At 43.1% G+C, this 17,741-nt stretch carries 18 protein-coding genes; 3 read left to right on the forward strand and 15 right to left on the reverse strand.

Annotation, left to right across the window (positions count from 1 at the left end; all coding sequences use genetic code 11):
* Nucleotides 1–94: 94 nt before the first annotated feature.
* The 12 genes from SRRS_RS24030 to SRRS_RS24085 form a co-directional block, all read right to left on the reverse strand.
* On the reverse strand, nt 95–505 hold the full coding sequence (locus tag SRRS_RS24030; RefSeq protein ID WP_371363943.1) for a DUF2000 domain-containing protein: 411 nt from the start codon (nt 503–505) through the stop codon (nt 95–97).
* Nucleotides 506–604: 99 nt separating this feature from the next.
* Nucleotides 605–1,402 (reverse strand): AraC family transcriptional regulator, encoded by a 798-nt coding sequence (locus tag SRRS_RS24035; RefSeq protein ID WP_371363944.1) that lies wholly within the window; start codon nt 1,400–1,402, stop codon nt 605–607.
* Between the two features lie 122 nt (nt 1,403–1,524).
* Nucleotides 1,525–2,289, reverse strand: coding sequence for a shikimate kinase (locus SRRS_RS24040; protein ID WP_371363945.1), 765 nt, complete (start codon nt 2,287–2,289; stop codon nt 1,525–1,527).
* 87 nt (nt 2,290–2,376) lie between these two features.
* Complete coding sequence (aroB, locus tag SRRS_RS24045; RefSeq protein WP_371363946.1) at nt 2,377–3,438, reverse strand: 3-dehydroquinate synthase; 1,062 nt, start codon at nt 3,436–3,438, stop codon at nt 2,377–2,379.
* A complete protein-coding gene (gene aroC, locus SRRS_RS24050) occupies nt 3,414–4,556 on the reverse strand; it encodes a chorismate synthase (protein ID WP_371363947.1) in 1,143 nt (380 codons plus the stop codon). Before aroC ends, aroB begins: the two co-directional genes overlap by 25 nt.
* Before the next feature lie 6 nt (nt 4,557–4,562).
* Nucleotides 4,563–5,405, reverse strand: coding sequence for a prephenate dehydratase (gene pheA, locus SRRS_RS24055; protein ID WP_371363948.1), 843 nt, complete (start codon nt 5,403–5,405; stop codon nt 4,563–4,565).
* A gap of 24 nt (nt 5,406–5,429) precedes the next feature.
* Nucleotides 5,430–6,707 carry a 3-phosphoshikimate 1-carboxyvinyltransferase gene (aroA, locus tag SRRS_RS24060; RefSeq protein ID WP_371363949.1) on the reverse strand — a complete coding sequence of 426 codons (1,278 nt, stop codon included), beginning with the start codon at nt 6,705–6,707 and terminating at the stop codon, nt 5,430–5,432.
* A 38-nt stretch (nt 6,708–6,745) separates the two neighbouring features.
* Nucleotides 6,746–7,747, reverse strand: coding sequence for a 3-deoxy-7-phosphoheptulonate synthase (aroF, locus tag SRRS_RS24065; protein ID WP_371363950.1), 1,002 nt, complete (start codon nt 7,745–7,747; stop codon nt 6,746–6,748).
* A gap of 164 nt (nt 7,748–7,911) precedes the next feature.
* Nucleotides 7,912–8,067, reverse strand: coding sequence for a hypothetical protein (locus tag SRRS_RS24070; RefSeq protein WP_371363951.1), 156 nt, complete (start codon nt 8,065–8,067; stop codon nt 7,912–7,914).
* Nucleotides 8,068–8,198: 131 nt separating this feature from the next.
* Complete coding sequence (locus tag SRRS_RS24075; RefSeq protein ID WP_371363952.1) at nt 8,199–8,819, reverse strand: hypothetical protein; 621 nt, start codon at nt 8,817–8,819, stop codon at nt 8,199–8,201.
* A gap of 263 nt (nt 8,820–9,082) precedes the next feature.
* Nucleotides 9,083–9,436, reverse strand: a complete 354-nt coding sequence (locus SRRS_RS24080; protein WP_371363953.1) for an arsenate reductase family protein — start codon at nt 9,434–9,436, stop codon at nt 9,083–9,085.
* A 52-nt stretch (nt 9,437–9,488) separates the two neighbouring features.
* Complete coding sequence (locus SRRS_RS24085) at nt 9,489–10,403, reverse strand: PhzF family phenazine biosynthesis protein (RefSeq protein ID WP_371363954.1); 915 nt, start codon at nt 10,401–10,403, stop codon at nt 9,489–9,491.
* Nucleotides 10,404–10,695: 292 nt separating this feature from the next.
* On the opposite strand from SRRS_RS24085, the gene SRRS_RS24090 reads away from it, so the two are divergent.
* Both SRRS_RS24090 and SRRS_RS24095 read left to right on the forward strand, forming a co-directional pair.
* Nucleotides 10,696–11,589 (forward strand): LysR family transcriptional regulator, encoded by an 894-nt coding sequence (locus SRRS_RS24090; protein ID WP_371363955.1) that lies wholly within the window; start codon nt 10,696–10,698, stop codon nt 11,587–11,589.
* A gap of 188 nt (nt 11,590–11,777) precedes the next feature.
* Nucleotides 11,778–12,332, forward strand: coding sequence for a flavodoxin family protein (locus SRRS_RS24095; RefSeq protein WP_371363956.1), 555 nt, complete (start codon nt 11,778–11,780; stop codon nt 12,330–12,332).
* Here SRRS_RS24095 and fosX read toward each other — a convergent pair.
* Nucleotides 12,322–12,726: a FosX/FosE/FosI family fosfomycin resistance hydrolase gene (gene fosX / locus SRRS_RS24100; protein ID WP_371363957.1), complete on the reverse strand. Its 405-nt coding sequence runs from the start codon at nt 12,724–12,726 to the stop codon at nt 12,322–12,324. The genes SRRS_RS24095 and fosX overlap by 11 nt on opposite strands.
* A 161-nt stretch (nt 12,727–12,887) precedes the next feature.
* Nucleotides 12,888–13,268, reverse strand: a complete 381-nt coding sequence (locus tag SRRS_RS24105) for a VOC family protein (protein ID WP_371363958.1) — start codon at nt 13,266–13,268, stop codon at nt 12,888–12,890.
* Nucleotides 13,269–13,614: 346 nt separating this feature from the next.
* Between SRRS_RS24105 and SRRS_RS24110 the strand changes: the two genes are divergently transcribed.
* A complete protein-coding gene (locus SRRS_RS24110) occupies nt 13,615–16,188 on the forward strand; it encodes an ABC transporter substrate binding protein (protein ID WP_371363959.1) in 2,574 nt (857 codons plus the stop codon).
* Nucleotides 16,189–16,438: 250 nt separating this feature from the next.
* On the opposite strand, the gene SRRS_RS24115 is transcribed toward SRRS_RS24110, so the two are convergent.
* Nucleotides 16,439–17,728 carry a CapA family protein gene (locus SRRS_RS24115; protein WP_371363960.1) on the reverse strand — a complete coding sequence of 430 codons (1,290 nt, stop codon included), beginning with the start codon at nt 17,726–17,728 and terminating at the stop codon, nt 16,439–16,441.
* Between the last annotated feature and the right edge of the window lie 13 nt (nt 17,729–17,741).

The raw sequence follows: 17,741 nt of genomic DNA on the forward strand, positions 1-17,741 counted from the left end.
AAAAATTGACAGGAGTTTTTCTTCATTTAGAAACAGCAAGGCTTTAGCCGGTAAAAACCGGGACAAATCACCTGTCCCAGGTAAAATAGACTTCCTATCGCAATAAGCCAAAACTTCCAGTCAGTTTATTAACCTTTTTCTTGGGACCGTACAAGCAAACCCCTAAATAGTAAATGTCGGAACTTGGCAAAAAGGACAGCATTCTTATATATTCCTCATACTCCAGGCACTTCTGGGCAGCTTCGCTAAAATCGATAACCGTAATATCAGAGTAAGCACTGTCAAACATCGTATCCCGAATATCTTTTATCTGCTCCCGGCTGCCTCCTAGTATAGGAATTGTTTTGGTAGTAATGCCTGCGTGTACATTGCCGGTAGCATCTTTAATATCGCCCCCTACGATATCTTGTTGAAGCAGATTACTCAAGCTAATTCCCAGGACAGCAGAGGTATTCGCTACCAAGCCTACCGGCAGTTCTTTATTAATAACCATGGCGATTTTCATTTCATTTATCCCCCTTCTTACAACTTATGTTAGTTAAAAACGCTGACAATGTATTGTAAAAAATTGACGGCACTGCTATAGTGCCGTCAATTAAACTATTCACATTAACTTTTGATACCGATCCGGAGTTGTACCGGTATAACTCTTAAATACTTTGACAAAATGACTTTGATCATAAAATCCCGATTCAACAGCGACTTCTGCTAATTGTCTATACTTGCACAGCTCTTTTTTAGCATAATTTACTCTAAGCAAGGTTTGATAGGCATGGGGAGGTATAGTGAACGCCTCTTTAAATAAACGGATAATATGAAACTTGTTTAGACCTGAAGCATGTTCCAATTGTTCCAAGGTGATTTTTTCCAAAAAGAGACTATCCAAATATTCCTTGATGATTTTCAGCTTAGGGTGCGTTTTTGGGCAATTGCCGCCTGTCTTTTTTTCCCCTTGCAAAGATTGCTCAAACACAGCGATTATGCTTTCTTCCTTTTCCAATGGACTAGCATTACCGGTTAAACTATTCATCATGCTGTTTACCACCTGGAAAGTCCTATAGAGCGAAACATCTTTGATAATTGGATTATTGAATACAAAGCTGCCCTTGCTTTTCATAAAGCCTTGCACCCAGTCCCGGTTTATAAATAGCATTTTATATTTCCACAAGTCCCTATTGACAGGATTACAGGAATGTATTAAATCAGGCGGAAGGAAAACCATAGTTTTCGGATATACCTCATCGACCTTTCCCTCATACCAAAAGCAACTTCTACCTTGATCAATAATACCAATAGAATACTCTTCATGAGCATGCTTTTTATAAGACATTTCGCTTGTATTACATATTTTCAGTTCAAAAAAGGGCAAATCTCTATCGCGATAAAATTGTATTCCACTCATGCTATTTCCCCTTTTCCGACTCTATTTCCTATAGAATTATAAAATCCAGAGTTCTCAGGCTAATTGTACTATCTACACGCTTAAAAAGTAAAGAAGCGGCTGCTATCTGATCACTATTATGACTAACGCATAACCAGGTCTAAAATGGCATCAACAATGTCGCTGACCGGCTTACGGTCAATTGATATTCTATAATCGGCTGCGACGCTGTATAACGGCTGACGCTTTTTTATCATATCTTCAATTTCCGCAAAAGTTCTATTAATTATTAGCGGCCGGGTGCCCTGAAGCTTAATTCGCTCATACAGAGTCTCCGGCTCTGCCATAAGCCAGACCACTTTCCCCTTTTGCTTCAGGCAAACCACATTTCTCTGGTCTAAGATACACCCGCCGCCGCAGGAGATAACTGCCTGGTCGTTATTGCTAACGCGTTCAATCGTCTTCCGCTCCACTGATCGGAAGAAAGCTTCGCCGTGCCGGCTAAACATCTCGGAAATGGAATAACCAGCCTCCTCTTCTATGATAGTATCTATATCATAATAGGCATACCCGCTCATGTCCGCCAAGTATTGCCCTACCGTCGTCTTGCCGCTGCCCATAAAGCCAACGAGAACAATATTATGGGGAAATACATGTTTCATTTGAATACAGCGGCTTAGCCGGAATATACACCGATACAACTCCTGTATATGTTTTGCATAAGGAGTATTTTCCAAGCTTTTCTCAATTCTATTTAAGATGGCGGCCTCACGCTCAGGCTGATATAAAGCTAGGTTTTGTTCCTTTTTATAGGCAGCAATGCGGGAAGCAGTCATGAGGCGTCTTAGTAGTGCCTCTATTATTATGGCATCACACTCGTCTATTTCTGACCGTAATACATCTAACATAAACTCTCCTACCATTCTACTTATACTGTTTAGATTTTACACGAAAAAACAATACTATTTTGTATCGTTTCTTTATGGAACTCCCCCTCATGTGTCGCAAAGTAATGAGTGAGTTTGTTCCGGAGTCAACATATACTCGGCAACCCTGCCCCTGCCTGTCGGCAGAATGAAAGATAGTAAGCCCCCGCTGTTCTTTTTATCGGCAGTCATTTGCCTTACAATTGCGGTTAACGGTGTACCGCTTATATCTACGGATATTCCTGCCTGGCCGATAAGTGCAGTGATTTGCCGTCCGTACTCTTCGCTGATAAGTCCCAGTTTCTGCGCCATCAGCGTTTCGTAATGCATGCCAACCAGCACAGCCTCACCGTGCAAATAACCCCGGTAGTCAGTCAGCGTTTCGAGCGCATGGCCAAAGGTATGACCGAAGTTCAGTATCTTGCGCAAACCACTCTCCCGCTCATCTTGCGCCACAACCTCAGCTTTAATCTGACAGCACCGGCTGATAAGCTGATTCAACAGAGTAAAATCGGGAACATAAAACCTGCGGAAGTGCTTCTCTAGGAAGGTTAATAGATCGTAGTCGTAAATGATACCATACTTGATAACCTCGCCCAAACCTGCAGTAAACTCCCTTTCCGGCAGCTTTTCTAACAGCGCTGTATCAATGATTACTGCTTCCGGCTGATAAAAAGTACCGGCCATATTTTTTCCCGTCACAACGTTGACACCAGTTTTTCCGCCTACGCTGCTATCAACCTGAGCCAGCAGCGTTGTCGGTATTTGTACATACCGAATTCCTCTCATATAGATGGAAGCACAAAACCCTGCCAAATCGCCGATAACCCCACCACCGAAAGCAATTACGACGGAATGGCGGGTAAGCCGGGCTGTAACCATGGCATTGATAACCGCCTCGACGGTTTGAAAATTTTTAGATATTTCGCCTTCCGTCACGGTCATTTTACTGTGTGGCAAGTCGCCCAAGGCTTTAGATAAACGATCACCGAATAACCGGTCAATATTTTCATCCGTCAACACAAACCATTTGTCAGCTTTGCCAATCTGCGCGGCCAAACGATCGAGTATGTTTTCTTCTATATGAATAAGGTAGCTTTTCTCTCCTAACGAGACTGCCACTGTTTCCACCGCAACCGTACCTCCTCCATGCTATCTCCCCCGAGTTTACGCAGCAGTTCCTCACCGATGACCGTCAGGGCAACTGCCTCACCAACGACGGCGGCGGCAGGAACGGCGCAGATGTCACTGCGTTCCACCGTTGCCGTACACGGCTGCTTGGTTCTGATATCCACAGTCTGCAGAGGTTTATACAGGGTAGGTATTGGCTTCATGGCGCAGCGGATAACGATCGTCTGTCCATTAGACATACCGCCTTCAATGCCGCCGGCGTTATTTGTCCGGCGGTAATATCCCTTTTCCTGGCTGTAATAGATTTCATCTTGCACTTCTGATCCTTTTTGACAGGCACAGTCAAAACCCCGGCCAAATGCAACTCCCTTAATTCCCTGAATGCTCTGTAGAGCATACGCGAGTCTAGCGTCAAGTTTTCGATCCCACTGGACATAGCTCCCCAAACCGACAGGTACACCAGTAATGACGATTTCAAACACGCCTCCTAGAGAATCACCGTCCTCCCTGGTCCGGTCTATCAGCTCAATAATTTGCTTTTCAGCGGCGCTATCGGCAACCCTGACCGGCGACAGCTCCGCTTTTTTCAGATCATCGGCAGACGGAACCCGGGCATTTGATGAGATACCGCCAATATGGATTACATGACACGCAGCAGTAATGCCAAAGTTTTTCAGAAATTGCCTGATGATGCCGCCAATAGCGACGCGCGTAGCGGTTTCACGGGCACTGCTCCGTTCAAGCACATTGCGGATATCGTCAAAGTTATATTTGATGCTTCCCGCCAAGTCAGCATGCCCCGGACGGGGTGCGGTAACCTTTTTGGTCTCCCTGTCAACCTGACAGGGATCCATGTAATCACTCCAATTTTCGTAGTCTTTGTTTTCGATTAAAAAAGTGATTGGACTGCCTAACGTTTTTCCGCCCCGCAAACCGGACAAAAAACGTACTTTATCTGTTTCAATCTTCATGCGGCCACCGCGTCCATGACCGTGCTGGCGGCGTGCCAGATCTCTGTTAATTTCGTTAATGTCAATACCCACGTTGGCAGGAAATCCTTCAATAATTCCGGTTAAGGCCGGACCATGCGATTCACCGCCGATTAAATACCGCAGCATATTTAGTCACCTGCCCATTCTTCTGCTATCAATCGGGTAAGACCCCAACACCTTCAGCCAACACACTTGCTCACTAATTTCCGCTAAGGCGGCAATGCAGATTTGCTCGTCAACATGCCCCGAAAAGTCAATATAAAAAATGTATTTTCCCATTATATGTTTGGCCGGCCGCGACTCAACGCGCGTCAAATTAATATTGCGGCTGGCAAAGGACTTTAATACGTTAAACAAACTACCCGGACAATCATCAGGAAAAGCAAAAACGATAGAAGTTTTATCCCGGCCGGTAGGTTTAGTCTTTGTAACTGCAATTACTAAAAACCGGGTTTGGTTGAACGCATTGTCCTGAATGTTTTGTGCCGCTACCGCCAAATCATAAAGCTGAGCCGCTGCCCTGCTCGCCACCGCGCCATAAGCATTGCCATATTTTTGAGCCATTTCGCAGGCCTGCGAAGTACTGGAACAAGGGATTAGCTCCATATGGGGATGTTGACTGCTAAAAAATCCACGACATTGTTCGAGAGCTTGCTCATGGGAAAAGACATGTTTGATACTTTCGATGCTGGTACCTTGACTTAACAGGCAATGTTCGATAGCAAGAACCATCTCACCACAAACCGAGCTTTGCCGCAAATTTGCAAGTAAATCCATGACAGAGGCAACAGCCCCATGTGTTGAGTTTTCAATCGGAATAATACCGGTATCCAACTGCCCTTGCTCTACCCCCTCAATGATAGAAGAAAAACTGGGCATCGCTATGCACTCTGCCGCCCCGGCCGTTTCTGCCGCATATTGGCAAGCCACCTCATAACTATACGACCCAGGAGGCCCAAGATAACCAATTTTCATATATTCACCTCATTTGCCGGCACTTCACCTGGCAATTTGCCGGAGCAGTTCGCCGAAACCGGGAAAGGATATATCGATACAAGCGCTGTCGGCAATCGTGGTTTTACCTTCCCCAAACAGACCGCAAACCGCCATGGCCATCGCGATCCGGTGATCATGATAACTGTTTATGGCGGCGCCCCGGATCTTATTGGGCCCGTTAATTTCCAATCCGTCGGGCAGTTCGTTAATTTGGACGCCCATCTTCCGCAGCTCGGAGACGATGACAGCCAGACGATTGGATTCTTTAACCTTGAGTTCACCCGCTCCCCGGATATAGGTGACTCCGTCTGCCAATGCCGCCGCTACTGCTATAACTGGGATTTCATCAACTAACCGCGGTACTATTTCGCTTTGCATTTCAATTCCCTTAAGCTGCGCGCCACGGATGATAATATCACCGGCCTCCTCACCACCGAAACTGCGCAGATTCTCTATCTCTATATCTGCGCCCATCTGACGCAGCACATCGATAATGCCGGTACGGGTGGGATTCAATCCCACATCCTTGATAACTAAATGCGAGCCAGGTTTCGCGGCCGCGGCAACCATAAAGAAAGCAGCGGAGGAAATATCACCGGGAACCAGGATATGCCGCCCTTCTAGAATACCCGGCCGGACTGTCACTGCAGTCCCCTCACGCTCCACCTGAATGCCAAACGCGGCTAGCATACGTTCGGTGTGATCCCTGGATATAGCAGGCTCCTTCACTGTGGTTTTGCCGCTGGCGTATAATCCCGCAAGTAGTATAGCTGACTTGATCTGAGCACTAGCTACGGGAGTCTCCCAGATTATGCCTTGCAAACCGCCGCCACTAATACCTAACGGCGCTAATTGTCCGCTTTGCCTGCCGCTAATGGAAGCGCCCATCTGTTTCAAAGGCTCGATTACGCGTGCCATCGGACGCTGACGCAGTGATTGGTCGCCGGTGAGTACGCTAAAAAAGTTCTGTCCCGCTAGAATACCTGATAATAGCCGCATTGTCGTTCCGGAATTTCCGGCATCCAGAACCTCCTTGGGCTCTTGTAGACCCGTCAGTCCCCGGCCTGCGATTTCTACCCTCTGTCCCTGCTGTTTTATATCAATCCCCATACTACGGAAACAGTTTATAGTGCTTAAGCAGTCCTGCCCCTGTAAAAATCCTTCAACAATAGTTTTTCCCTTACTGATAGCGGCCAGCATCACGGCCCGGTGAGAGATCGATTTATCTCCTGGCACGGTAATCGTTCCAGAAATTCTGCCAATTTTTTCGATAATAAGCATGTGGTTCTCCTCCGTTAAGATAGTTCGTAAAATCGGGTCTATACTGCAGCGATGATTTTTTGCACTGCGGACATCAGGTGCCCAAACTTTTCGGGTTTTAATGACTGTGCCCCGTCACAGAGGGCTTTTTCGGGATTATGATGCACTTCAATAATAAGCCCGTCGGCACCGACAGCCATGGCTGCTTTAGCCAGTGGCTCCACCATCGACCATTTACCACAGGCATGGCTTGGATCGACGATTATGGGCAGATGGCTGAGCTCCTTTATTGCCGGTATAACACTCAAATCAAGAGTATTTCGTGTATACGTATCAAATGTACGTATTCCCCGCTCACATAAAATAACATTCGGGTTGCCGCCGGCTAAAATATACTCGGCGGACATCAGAAATTCTTCCAGCGTTGCGCTAAGACCCCGTTTCAGCAAAATAGGTTTAGTGCTTTTGCCTGCTCTTTTGAGCAAATCGTAATTCTGCATATTCCTTGCGCCAATTTGAATGAGGTCGGCGCTTTCTTCAATGGCATCAAATGCTTCCACCCCCATCGCTTCCGTCACAAAAGGCAATCCCGTAGCTTCCCGGGCCTTTACCAGCAATTGTAGGCCATCCTCGCCCATACCTTGAAAGGCATAGGGAGAAGTTCGGGGTTTATAGGCTCCGCCGCGTAACATAGTAGCCCCGTAACTTTTAACAAGAGTGGCCGTGTGTACCATTTGTTCCTCGCTTTCAACCGAACAGGGACCGGCAATGACCGCTATATTGCCTCCGCCGATTTTGCAGTCTCCGATCTCCACAACCGTGTCGGCCGGATGGAACGTGCGGCTGGCTAGTTTATATGGTTGCTGAACTCTGATAATTTTCTCCACATGTTGATTTGACTTTATTGACTCTAAGTCCAGTTTAGCGGTATCCCCGACTAATGCGAAAACACTTTGCTGTGCTCCTTCAATTTTTGCGATGTTTACCTCCATTTGTTCCAGCCTCCTATGCACTTTCTCCACTTCCTCCTGGGGAGCGCCTGTTTTCATGACTACTAACATAAGCCCTTCCTCCTTAACATCTTTCATAAAATTTGTTACGTATCATTACTCATTAGCTGCAAACCTGAGCAAGGTTACCGATATAGAAAAAGGAAGAGGTTCTTTGGTAAGAACCTCTTCCTTTTTTCCCGTATAGTATTAATATAAATTCTTTACAAGTATTTTTATATCAATCCGGCAGTAGTGAGATCCTCCAAATAGTCCGCCTCGTATTCAGTTTTTGGAAAAGCAAAATAACCAAAGCTAAAATAAAAGCTTTGGCTAAAGTAGCTAAACCAAACAACATTATTGAGCTGACTCACTATTTGTACGTTCTCCATGATGTCTCCACCTTGCTGGCAGCTAAATGCCACTGATAAATATTTATAGTATATTGTACACAATACTACTACCATTTGTGTAACATTGTCAATGGTCTTATTTATATTTCTTTGATTTTTTGTAACTTTTTTTAAAAAAATCTTTCATTCATCCCAACATCCCCTGTACGCTTAAAGCCACACACCCTTACAATACTAATCATGCACCAATAAACTATCAGTTCGGACCATTCTTCAAGCATCTGCGAATAAGGTTCAAACGCAGCAATCAGGTCTCTTTCGAAAACAAGCTGCGCAGCTATTGCAGCCAGAATTAACAATATCCCGTCAATAGTAGGTATACACCATCTCTGTTTAATTTTGATCCAACTAAAGTTATGCCAAAGACCGTATAAAGTGACAATAGTGACAATAGTAATTGCCGGGTACACATATCGTCCATACCAAATTGCACAAATTGATGGGAATATCGGTCCGTCTGGCCCAACAGTAACCGGATCAAAAAATACCCGCCCCCAACTCAGTTCGCGCCCAATTATTAACAGCCAAACAGGAATTGTCCATAACCATAACTTGCGCATTTGGTTATCGTCACGGTTGTGATACGCCGCCGACCATGACAATACCACCCCGGCACTAAGGATAACCACTTGCGTGTTTTCTATCGGTCCGTTTTCCCAGCTCCACCACGAGGGAAGCAAAATCCCTAAGGGAAATAACAGCACCACCAGCAGTAAAGATATCCATGTCAATGGATAAACTCTCCATGTATGAAGTGATATTGGCATAAAAATCACCATCCTTTTTACATCTGTTCTTAAAAACGAACAGAAATTCCTGCCAATTTCTAAAATTTTACAGGAGTTCTGCGTGTCAATAATACGACCTTTAACAAATTGGCTTTACAAAACAGTGTTGAACTTTTAACTAAGCTCGCTTTACAGAAATTAGGCTAACAAAAATTAATCCAGATACCCTTTGGGTACTGGATTAATTTTTTACACCTTTAATTAATTTATTTGACTTGCTCCCATTCCTCTGCTTTGAATCCTACCAAAACCCTGTTGCCGGCAAGTAAAATCGGCCGTTTGACCAGCATTCCATCGGACGCAAGTATCGTGACCATCTCTGTATCAGACATATTCGGCAGCTTATCCTTCAATTGCATGGATTTATACAAAAGCCCACTGGTATTAAAAAACTTTCTTAACGGAAGACCGCTTTTTTCTCGCCATTCCTTCAATTCCTCTGCCGTTGGATTTTGTTCTTTAATATGCCGTTCATCATAGGCAATTCCATTATCAGTTAGCCATTTTTTTGCCTTTTGACAGGTAGTGCATTTCGGATAGCATATAAACTGATATTTCATAATCATATCCTCACTTTCTAAGATAACAAAGATACTTTTATTGTAGTACTAACTATTCAAATGGAAAAGAGAGTAATTCCTCCCTAGTTATTTCCGCTTTTCCCTTAATTCTTACGTCAGATATTTCCTCATTCCTAATCAATATTTCAGCATATAATACACTTGGCCTCCCCATGGCATAGCCCTGATGGATTTCAAAGGTATGCCAACCATCCACCTTCGAACCTATGATGTCGTATTGCGATAAGTAAGCCCCTAAAGCACATGCAGCCAAACCGGTGGCTGCATCTTCATTATAGCCCGCTCTGTTAGGAAATTGCCGGGCATAAATAACCGTCTTTCCTTGTACCGTTTCAATTGTAAAAGGATAGAATCCGGTAATGTTATGTTCGGCACAAAGCTGCCATAAATACTCAAATTGCGGCGATAATGAGTCCAACGTCTTTCTATCCTTTATTGGCACCATTAATTTAGCCCGCGATGTGGATACAGACTGGATAGGCCCAAAGGTGAGGTCAAAGGCTTCTTCGCTTATATTTAGTGCGGCCGCAACCTGTGAAATATTTGGATTATCCGTAGAGAAACGAGGTAAAAACTGTCCCACAGTGACTTCGTAGTAACCGTCGCATTGCTCATAAAGTACAGATATTTTCCCCATAGAAGTTTCAACCTGAACTTCCTTTTTATTAAACACGGACTTATGAGCCTGCGCCGCAATCGCTCCCATCGTCGCGTGCACACACATCTCCATTTCATGATTAGGAACAAAATATCTTAGCCGTATATCACAATCGATTTTTTCCGAGGGAATTATAAAAGCGGTTTCTTCCATATAATGAGCAGCAAAAAGTCTCATCTCTCTACCAGTAAATTGTTCGCAGTCAAATACGACCGGACACGGATTACCACCGCCAGGCCCCGCACTAAAAACCACAGTATGAATCACAGGAACTATTTTTTTCGTCATGGCAAACCCTCCATTTTTTTATGAGTTATTATGAATTCTCAATCATAACAATATAGATATTTGGTTTCCTTATTTCCCAACTAAAGAAGCCGGCATATTTTTCAAATTATGAATTAATTCTATTATAAATCCTAAAGGCGATTCAGATAAAACGATTAAAAATTACGCAGGTCATCATCGACAGTGATGGCCTGCGTAATCATTGGCCATATTTCCTTCCTATCGAACATCTGCTATATTGTTGTTAGAAATTGCTTTTAAATATCTATTATGATAATACAAGGAGCCCCTGATGAATGTAAATGACTTGATGATATTTCGTACCGTAGCGCAATATGGCAGCATGACCAAGGCAGCCCATGCCCTGAATTATGTTCAATCAAATGTCTCGGCACGAATTCAGCATTTAGAGAAAGATCTCCAAACTCAGCTTTTTTATCGGAACCGGAGTGGTATCACTCTGACGTCGGTGGGTAAGACCCTTCTGGACTACACAAATAAAATAAATATACTATTAGAAGAAGCGGAAAAAGCGGTAAAGCATGATTCCATTCCCAACGGATCAATTTCGGTAGGTGCCATTGAATCAACGGCTTTCGTTCGACTGCCCGGTATTCTTGCCGAATATCATACACAGTACCCTAAGGTAAATATCTCGTTATTTTCAGATACGACGGAAGCCCTGGTTTCCATGATTTTGCAAAGAAAAATTGATGTTGCTTTTGTTGGCGGACCCGTTAACCATCCCGCTATCGTCCGACAGCCGCTTTTTACAGAGGAACTGGTATTTGTTGCAGGACCATTACACCCGCCGGTTCTTTCCTTTGCTAACTTATATGATACGAAGCTGTTCCTGCATAAAACCGGCTGTTTTTATCGGACGAAACTCGATCTATGGCTTAAAGAAGAAGGGATCTTTCCTAGTAACATAACATCGCTGGATACTCTTGATAATATGATGAATTACGTCAAAGCAAATCTCGGGGTATCTATAATGGTAAAAACGTTTGCCGAGGAATATACCAAAAGCGGTATTGTTAAGTGTTATCCTATCCATAAGAAAGATGCTTTCGTAATTACATCGTTTATATATCATCAAGATTCTCTCATGACCAGTTCGCTTACAGCTTTCATTGACAATCTCCATAAATTAAAAGATACCTCCCAAACTTTTAATCCTGAATGATTGCCATAATGCAGGGTTATTCCCCGCTGATTGCTTTAGTTCACTGCATTTGCCGCGAAACTTCCTATAAATGATAAAGCCTGTAGCCAAAAGGACTACAGGTCTTTTTACGTTTTGGAAGGAATATCCATTTGCGCTCTAGAAGAATTTCCCATAAAAAAATCCATTACTTTTGGAGGTAAAATATTATGAATAAAACTCTCGTCATTTTGGGCAGTCCGCGAAAAAACGGCAACAGCGCCATTCTGGGAAACAAGGTCATCGAAGGAATAACCGCCGCCGGCGGAACTTATGAGACTTTTTATTTAAATGGCATGAACATTCGCCCCTGTCAGGCCTGTGATTCCTGCAAGAGAAACAACCTTAATACGTGCGTCATCAAAGACGATATGCATCTTTTATATCCCCAACTGCCAGAAGCCGACTCCCTGCTTATAACCAGTCCAATCTATATGTTCAATGTCTCGGCGCAGTTAAAGCTGTTTCTGGACAGGTGTTACGCCGTATCCCAGGCACTTAAGGGCAAGCGGGTTGGCGTAGTGTTAACCTATGGAGATTCTGATGAATATAAATCTGGCGCAATAAATGCCATAAATGCGTTGAAAGATGAGTTTAATTATGCCCAGGCCAATCTCGTGGGCATAGTTCACGGCAACGCCCTTGCCGCAGGCGAAATCGCAGCAAATACTCGCCTAATGGAACAGGCCTCTGCATTAGGAAAAGCACTGCACCCTATCCTCTAGAGTATCTTGCTAACCGTTCTGTTAGTGTACCCGTATGTAATTCAAACAGGTGATTATCAAAATCGTAAAAATACAGTGAACGGCCTTCGCCTTCCACGCGTGGGCGCGGTGGTTTAAAATCTAAGCCTAACGTTTCCACGCGTGATTTATAAATGTCGAAGTCTTCTTCCCGGATCTTAAAGGCAACATGATTATAAGTGCGCTCAGATAACGAGTCCCCTTCCATTACTGCAATCCATTGACCACCAAGCAGGAAAAACTTTTCTTGGGTTAGCGAAAATGTTTTATCCCCGCTTGCATAGATTTCTTCAGCATCAAAAACGAACTTGAAAAATCGTGTCGCACATTCCAGGTCTTTCACGATAAATGTTAGATGGCTAATACCTTCAACCATATTCAACCCTCCCTTATATGCTCTCAAAACAAGCCTAGCATAATTAAAAAGGGAGAACAATAGCAACGTAAAAAATAAGCGGAGATTCCAATCGAGGAATTCTCCGCTTTAATTTTATTATAACCACTGATATCTCACGTAACCATAACCCCCTCCCGCTGTCACCCTTTATCTTCCCTTACCAAATATTCATTGCCGTCCTGATCTTTAAATGTGAACATTGTGCCAAAAGGCATTCGTAACATTTCCGCAACTATTACTCCATTTTGCTTCATTTTTTCATAAGTTGATTCGATATCAGTTGTGCTAAATAAAATACTCGGATGAGATACCTTGGTCGGATTTTGCTTTTCCATAAGTGATTTCGAGTATAGTACTAAAGTAGTAAATTCATCTTTACTTGGAGCGACTTCTATCCAAGATGCATCTGGCCCCATCTGTTGTTCAAACTTTAAAACAAAATTGATTTTATTTACCCAAAAATCTTTTGCCTGTTCCTGATCATTAACATATACTGTGACTTTTCCGACTTTATTAATCATGCTTTTCTTGGTCTCCTTTGGTTATTTCGTACATTGGCAGTTATTCTGCCCATTATGCAATACATCCATGCCCTCTATACTTCATTTTGATGTCTCCCTCCAAAGGCAAGGCCTCAATCCCTAAAAACAAAGGATTGAGGCCTCTTGTATACGAGCGAGGAGAGTCCTGGATAACGAATTCATTTGATTGAAAGTAGATTACCTGTACCACGATCCGGTATTGCTATGAGCTCTACTAGGACACTTACATTTTTAAAAGGAAAATTTATGTTTCTGTAGAAAGCTGTTACATATTATTCTCTTAGCGCATATATTATTTGATATGTCTTATAAGGAGATGCAATATTTGAGAACAAGTACCGAATTCAGAAAAATAGTATTTCTCCTACTAGCATTATTCGGATTTTTCAATTATGCACCTCTAGCAAGTGCCGGTGATCTAAATAAGAATGTATTAATTATTAATTCCTACAGCCAGAATCATGACTGGTCTGCGCAAGAATGCGAAGGCCTCCAGAAAGCATTTAGCGCAGATCAGGGTGTATCGCTGTGTATTGAATATATGGACTGGAAACAATACCCGACCGAACAAAACCTGGAATATTTATATAACTATTATAAATATAAGTACGCCGCAAAAAAAATCGACATGGTTATAACCACCGATGATGCCGCCTTACTCTTTGCGCTTAAACACCGCCAGGAACTTTTTTCTGACGCGCCCATCGTTTTCGGCGGTGTGTATAAAGAAACCAGCGATGTGTTGCTGGCCGGAGTCAGTAACGTAACAGGGATATATGAACAAGCGGATCCGGAAGGCACTATTGCCGCGGCAAAAAAAATGGTACCTGAAATTAAAGACATATATATTGTACACGACAAGACAGAAACCGGTGTCATTTTCGGGAATTTAATAAAAGCCGCCTGTGCTGCGATAGACAGCAGTATTGTTCTGCACGACCTCAGCGATTATTCATTTGAGGAGATATGCAAAATTGCTTCAAAGCTGGACAACCATAGCATTATCCTTATGGATGCCTATAATCTCGACGCATCCGGCCCGTCACTATCAATAACAGACTTTGCAAGCAGGCTTTGTAAAACAAGTGCTGTGCCTGTCTTTACTACTGCCGAATCAATACTCGGCCAGGGTCCCATAGGAGGAAGCCTACTGAGTCCTAGCCTGCATGGGCAGATGCTCGGCAACCTCGCAAAAAAAATCTTAGCAGGACAAGATATTAATGCCACGCCAATCGTAGACGAAAAGTCCGTCTATTACTCCTTTGACAATAGTGTTTTAACAAAATTCGCAATCCCGCCTGAACGGCTGCCTGAAAACACTATCATCATTAATAAGCCCTTTTCGACATATGAAACCTATAAAACACAAATTCATATAATAGGTGCGGTATTTTTACTGCTTATGACTTTAATCCTCTATCTTTTCCATACGATAAGACTAAGAAAAAAAGTGGAAGCAAACCTCATAACTAATAATGAACAACTTTCAGCCCTGTATAAGGAAATGTCTGCATCAAAAAAAATACTACGGCAGAACTTTGATGAATTAACAGCACAGAAGCAAAAAATAAATAAGCTTGCCTATTATGATACCATTACCGGGCTGCCCAACCGGGCAGCATTTCAGGAAAAAGTAAATGAACTAATAAAAACCAGGCAAGATACGGCTTTGTTCTTTATAGATTTAGATAACTTTAAGATGGTAAATGATTCTTTCGGCCATTCAACCGGTGATAAATTATTAGCTGCGGTAGCCGGACGGTTATGCGAAATAATAGAGAAAGAGGCGATAGCTTTTCGCCTTGGCGGCGACGAATTCATCATCATCTGTCCTTATTATAACGAACAGGAAAAGTCGGAACAGTTTGCGCAAAACATGATTAGAACATTATCCAAGCCCTATTACATAGAAAATAACTACTTTCACATTAATGCCAGTGTCGGCATAGTATTTTCGCCCGACATCCCGTCAAGCTGCGATGATCTTCTTAAAAGTGCCGATATGGCTTTGTATCATTCCAAAGAAGCGGGAAAAGGGACCTATACCTTCTATAACAATGCTATGGGTGAGGCAGTCCTAAAAAAAATCAGCATTCAGAATGATTTGCATAAAGCGATTGAAACTAACGAGTTCATGTTATACTATCAGCCTATTATTGATCTGCAGACCGGACATCTAAGCGGGCTTGAAGCTTTGATCAGATGGCAGCATCCGGTCAAAGGGCTTATTGCACCGGATAAATTCATCGGCATTGCCGAAGAATCCGGCAAAATGATTGAGATCGGCACATGGGTCATAAAAAATGCCTGCCATTTTTTGCGAGAGCTTTACGAACTAGGCTATCGTGATTTTCATATTTCTGTCAACGTTTCTGCTATACAGCTCCTGCAAAATAACTTTGCGGCACTGGTGTGTGATGTGTTAACCACGGAAAACCTCCCTCCTGACTATCTCATGCTGGAAATTACTGAATCCGTTTTAATCGAGTCTTTTGATCAGATTATATCTACACTGCTGGAAATCCGCCAAACTGGCGTTAAAATCGCCTTAGATGATTTTGGCTGCGGTTATTCATCCCTCACCTATCTAAGGCAGCTGCCGATTGATGTCTTGAAAATTGACAAGACCTTTGTTTCTGATATTTTGCAAGTTAACAGCAAAGATCGTATCATAGGCTCCATTATTATGCTGGCCAAACAAATGGGCTTACGTGTCATTGCCGAAGGCGTTGAACGGCCGGAACAGATCACTTATCTGAAACAATACAGTTGTGATGCAATCCAAGGCTATCTGATAAGTAAACCTGTTTCCAAAGAAGACATAACCAAATTTTGGGCACATAATATTTTTCCTACAACAAGCACTCCCTGGCTACCGGTGGAAACAAAAACCAGCTAGTTAAGCATAAATCAGAGATTGATTCCTTGATTCACTTTTATATATGTAAAAAGTCATATTGTTTCCCCTAAAAAAACAAAAAACCTGCCAAACTAACGAAATTTGGCAGGTTTTTTTAGTCTCACCGCATTAATAACTCCAAGGAGTTAACTTTCCTTTCCTATCTACAAATCCCCATTTGTTATTGACTTTTACCGGTGCTAACCCATACATATTCCTCCAAGACAGTTATAGTGAAATTATAAAGACTCTACAATCGAATATGACCACGTCCGTCTTTAATTTCTATTTTCGTTTCATATTCTGCTGAAAGTTGAGCTAAGTCTTTTAAAATGCGCTCACCGTCTTCGACAGCAGCTAATTCCGGTCTACCCTTTCTTGATCGTTTTTTCTCAAAACCGAGTGTAATCGGAATAATCTCCACGCAATCAATTTCTCCATCTTCCACTTTAAACGAGACGATAACCGATTCAAAAACCTTGCGGTTCACCACCAGCCCTTTTGTCCCATTGCCGCTGCGCGCATCAAATCCGTCCGAAGGCGTATTATCCGCGCATAAGCCGTAAATATCATAGAAATCCGCTGGTTGCCTTTCAACTGAATCGTTTTGGATGATAAAATCGCCTAAACTATAAAATATCGGATGATTTTTATAGACTTCGAAGCCTCTCAAAATGTGTGGCCCGTGCCCAAGATAAGCATGAGCACCGCTGTCGATGCATAATCTGGCAAAATCGCGGGTAAAGTCGGCGGATATATCCTTTGTTGCCCCTTTAAATTCATGGACATGATGACTTACAAGAACGACATCAGCCTGACGTTTCGCTTCGTTAATCGCTTTTACAATGCGATCAGCATCTTTTTTATTGTATGTAGTAACCGATCCAGTATCGCCAACTTCAAAACGGATATTACCAATGGCAAAACCTTCTTCCGGCTTAGCGAACCCTTCTCTTTCCAATTGCAAGCGCCGGGCGTTAACATCTGTTTTATTTACGATTGTTTTCAATTTCTCGATATCTTCTTTAGGCAGATAATGTATCGCATTAAATCGCAGCATATTGATTCCCGGACGACCCTTAACATCTGGTCGCTGTTCACCGGCAATATGCCAGTCTTTGCCTGTAGAGCATACGCTAATCAGTGCAACCCGTCCCTCTGGCGTGTCCAGGTATTGGGGCTGGCTTGCTTCCGCCATGTTATTACCGACACCGGCATAAATACATTCTGCATTTTCCAAGTGCCTCATGGTAGTTACTAATCCTTCTTGTCCCCAGTCCAGCGCGTGATTGGTAGCGCAGGCATACATGTTAAAACCGAGCCATTTCAAATCCTGAATAACTGCCGGACGGGCCGCAACCCAAGTTCCGCCGCTAACAGCAGCAGGAGATACTTCAAAGTCATGAATTTGCAGTTCGAAATTCGTAAACCTGACATCCGCTTGTTCCAACAAAGTCTTGATTTTCAAGCAGCTTTCATCATTACGCGGCAACCGCTGCGTAAGTAATGCATCGCCAGTTGCAACAATAGAAATTGACACGTTTTATCGCCTC

The sequence above is a fragment of the Sporomusa rhizae genome (assembly GCF_041428845.1).
In the GTDB taxonomy this organism is placed as follows: domain Bacteria; phylum Bacillota; class Negativicutes; order Sporomusales; family Sporomusaceae; genus Sporomusa; species Sporomusa rhizae.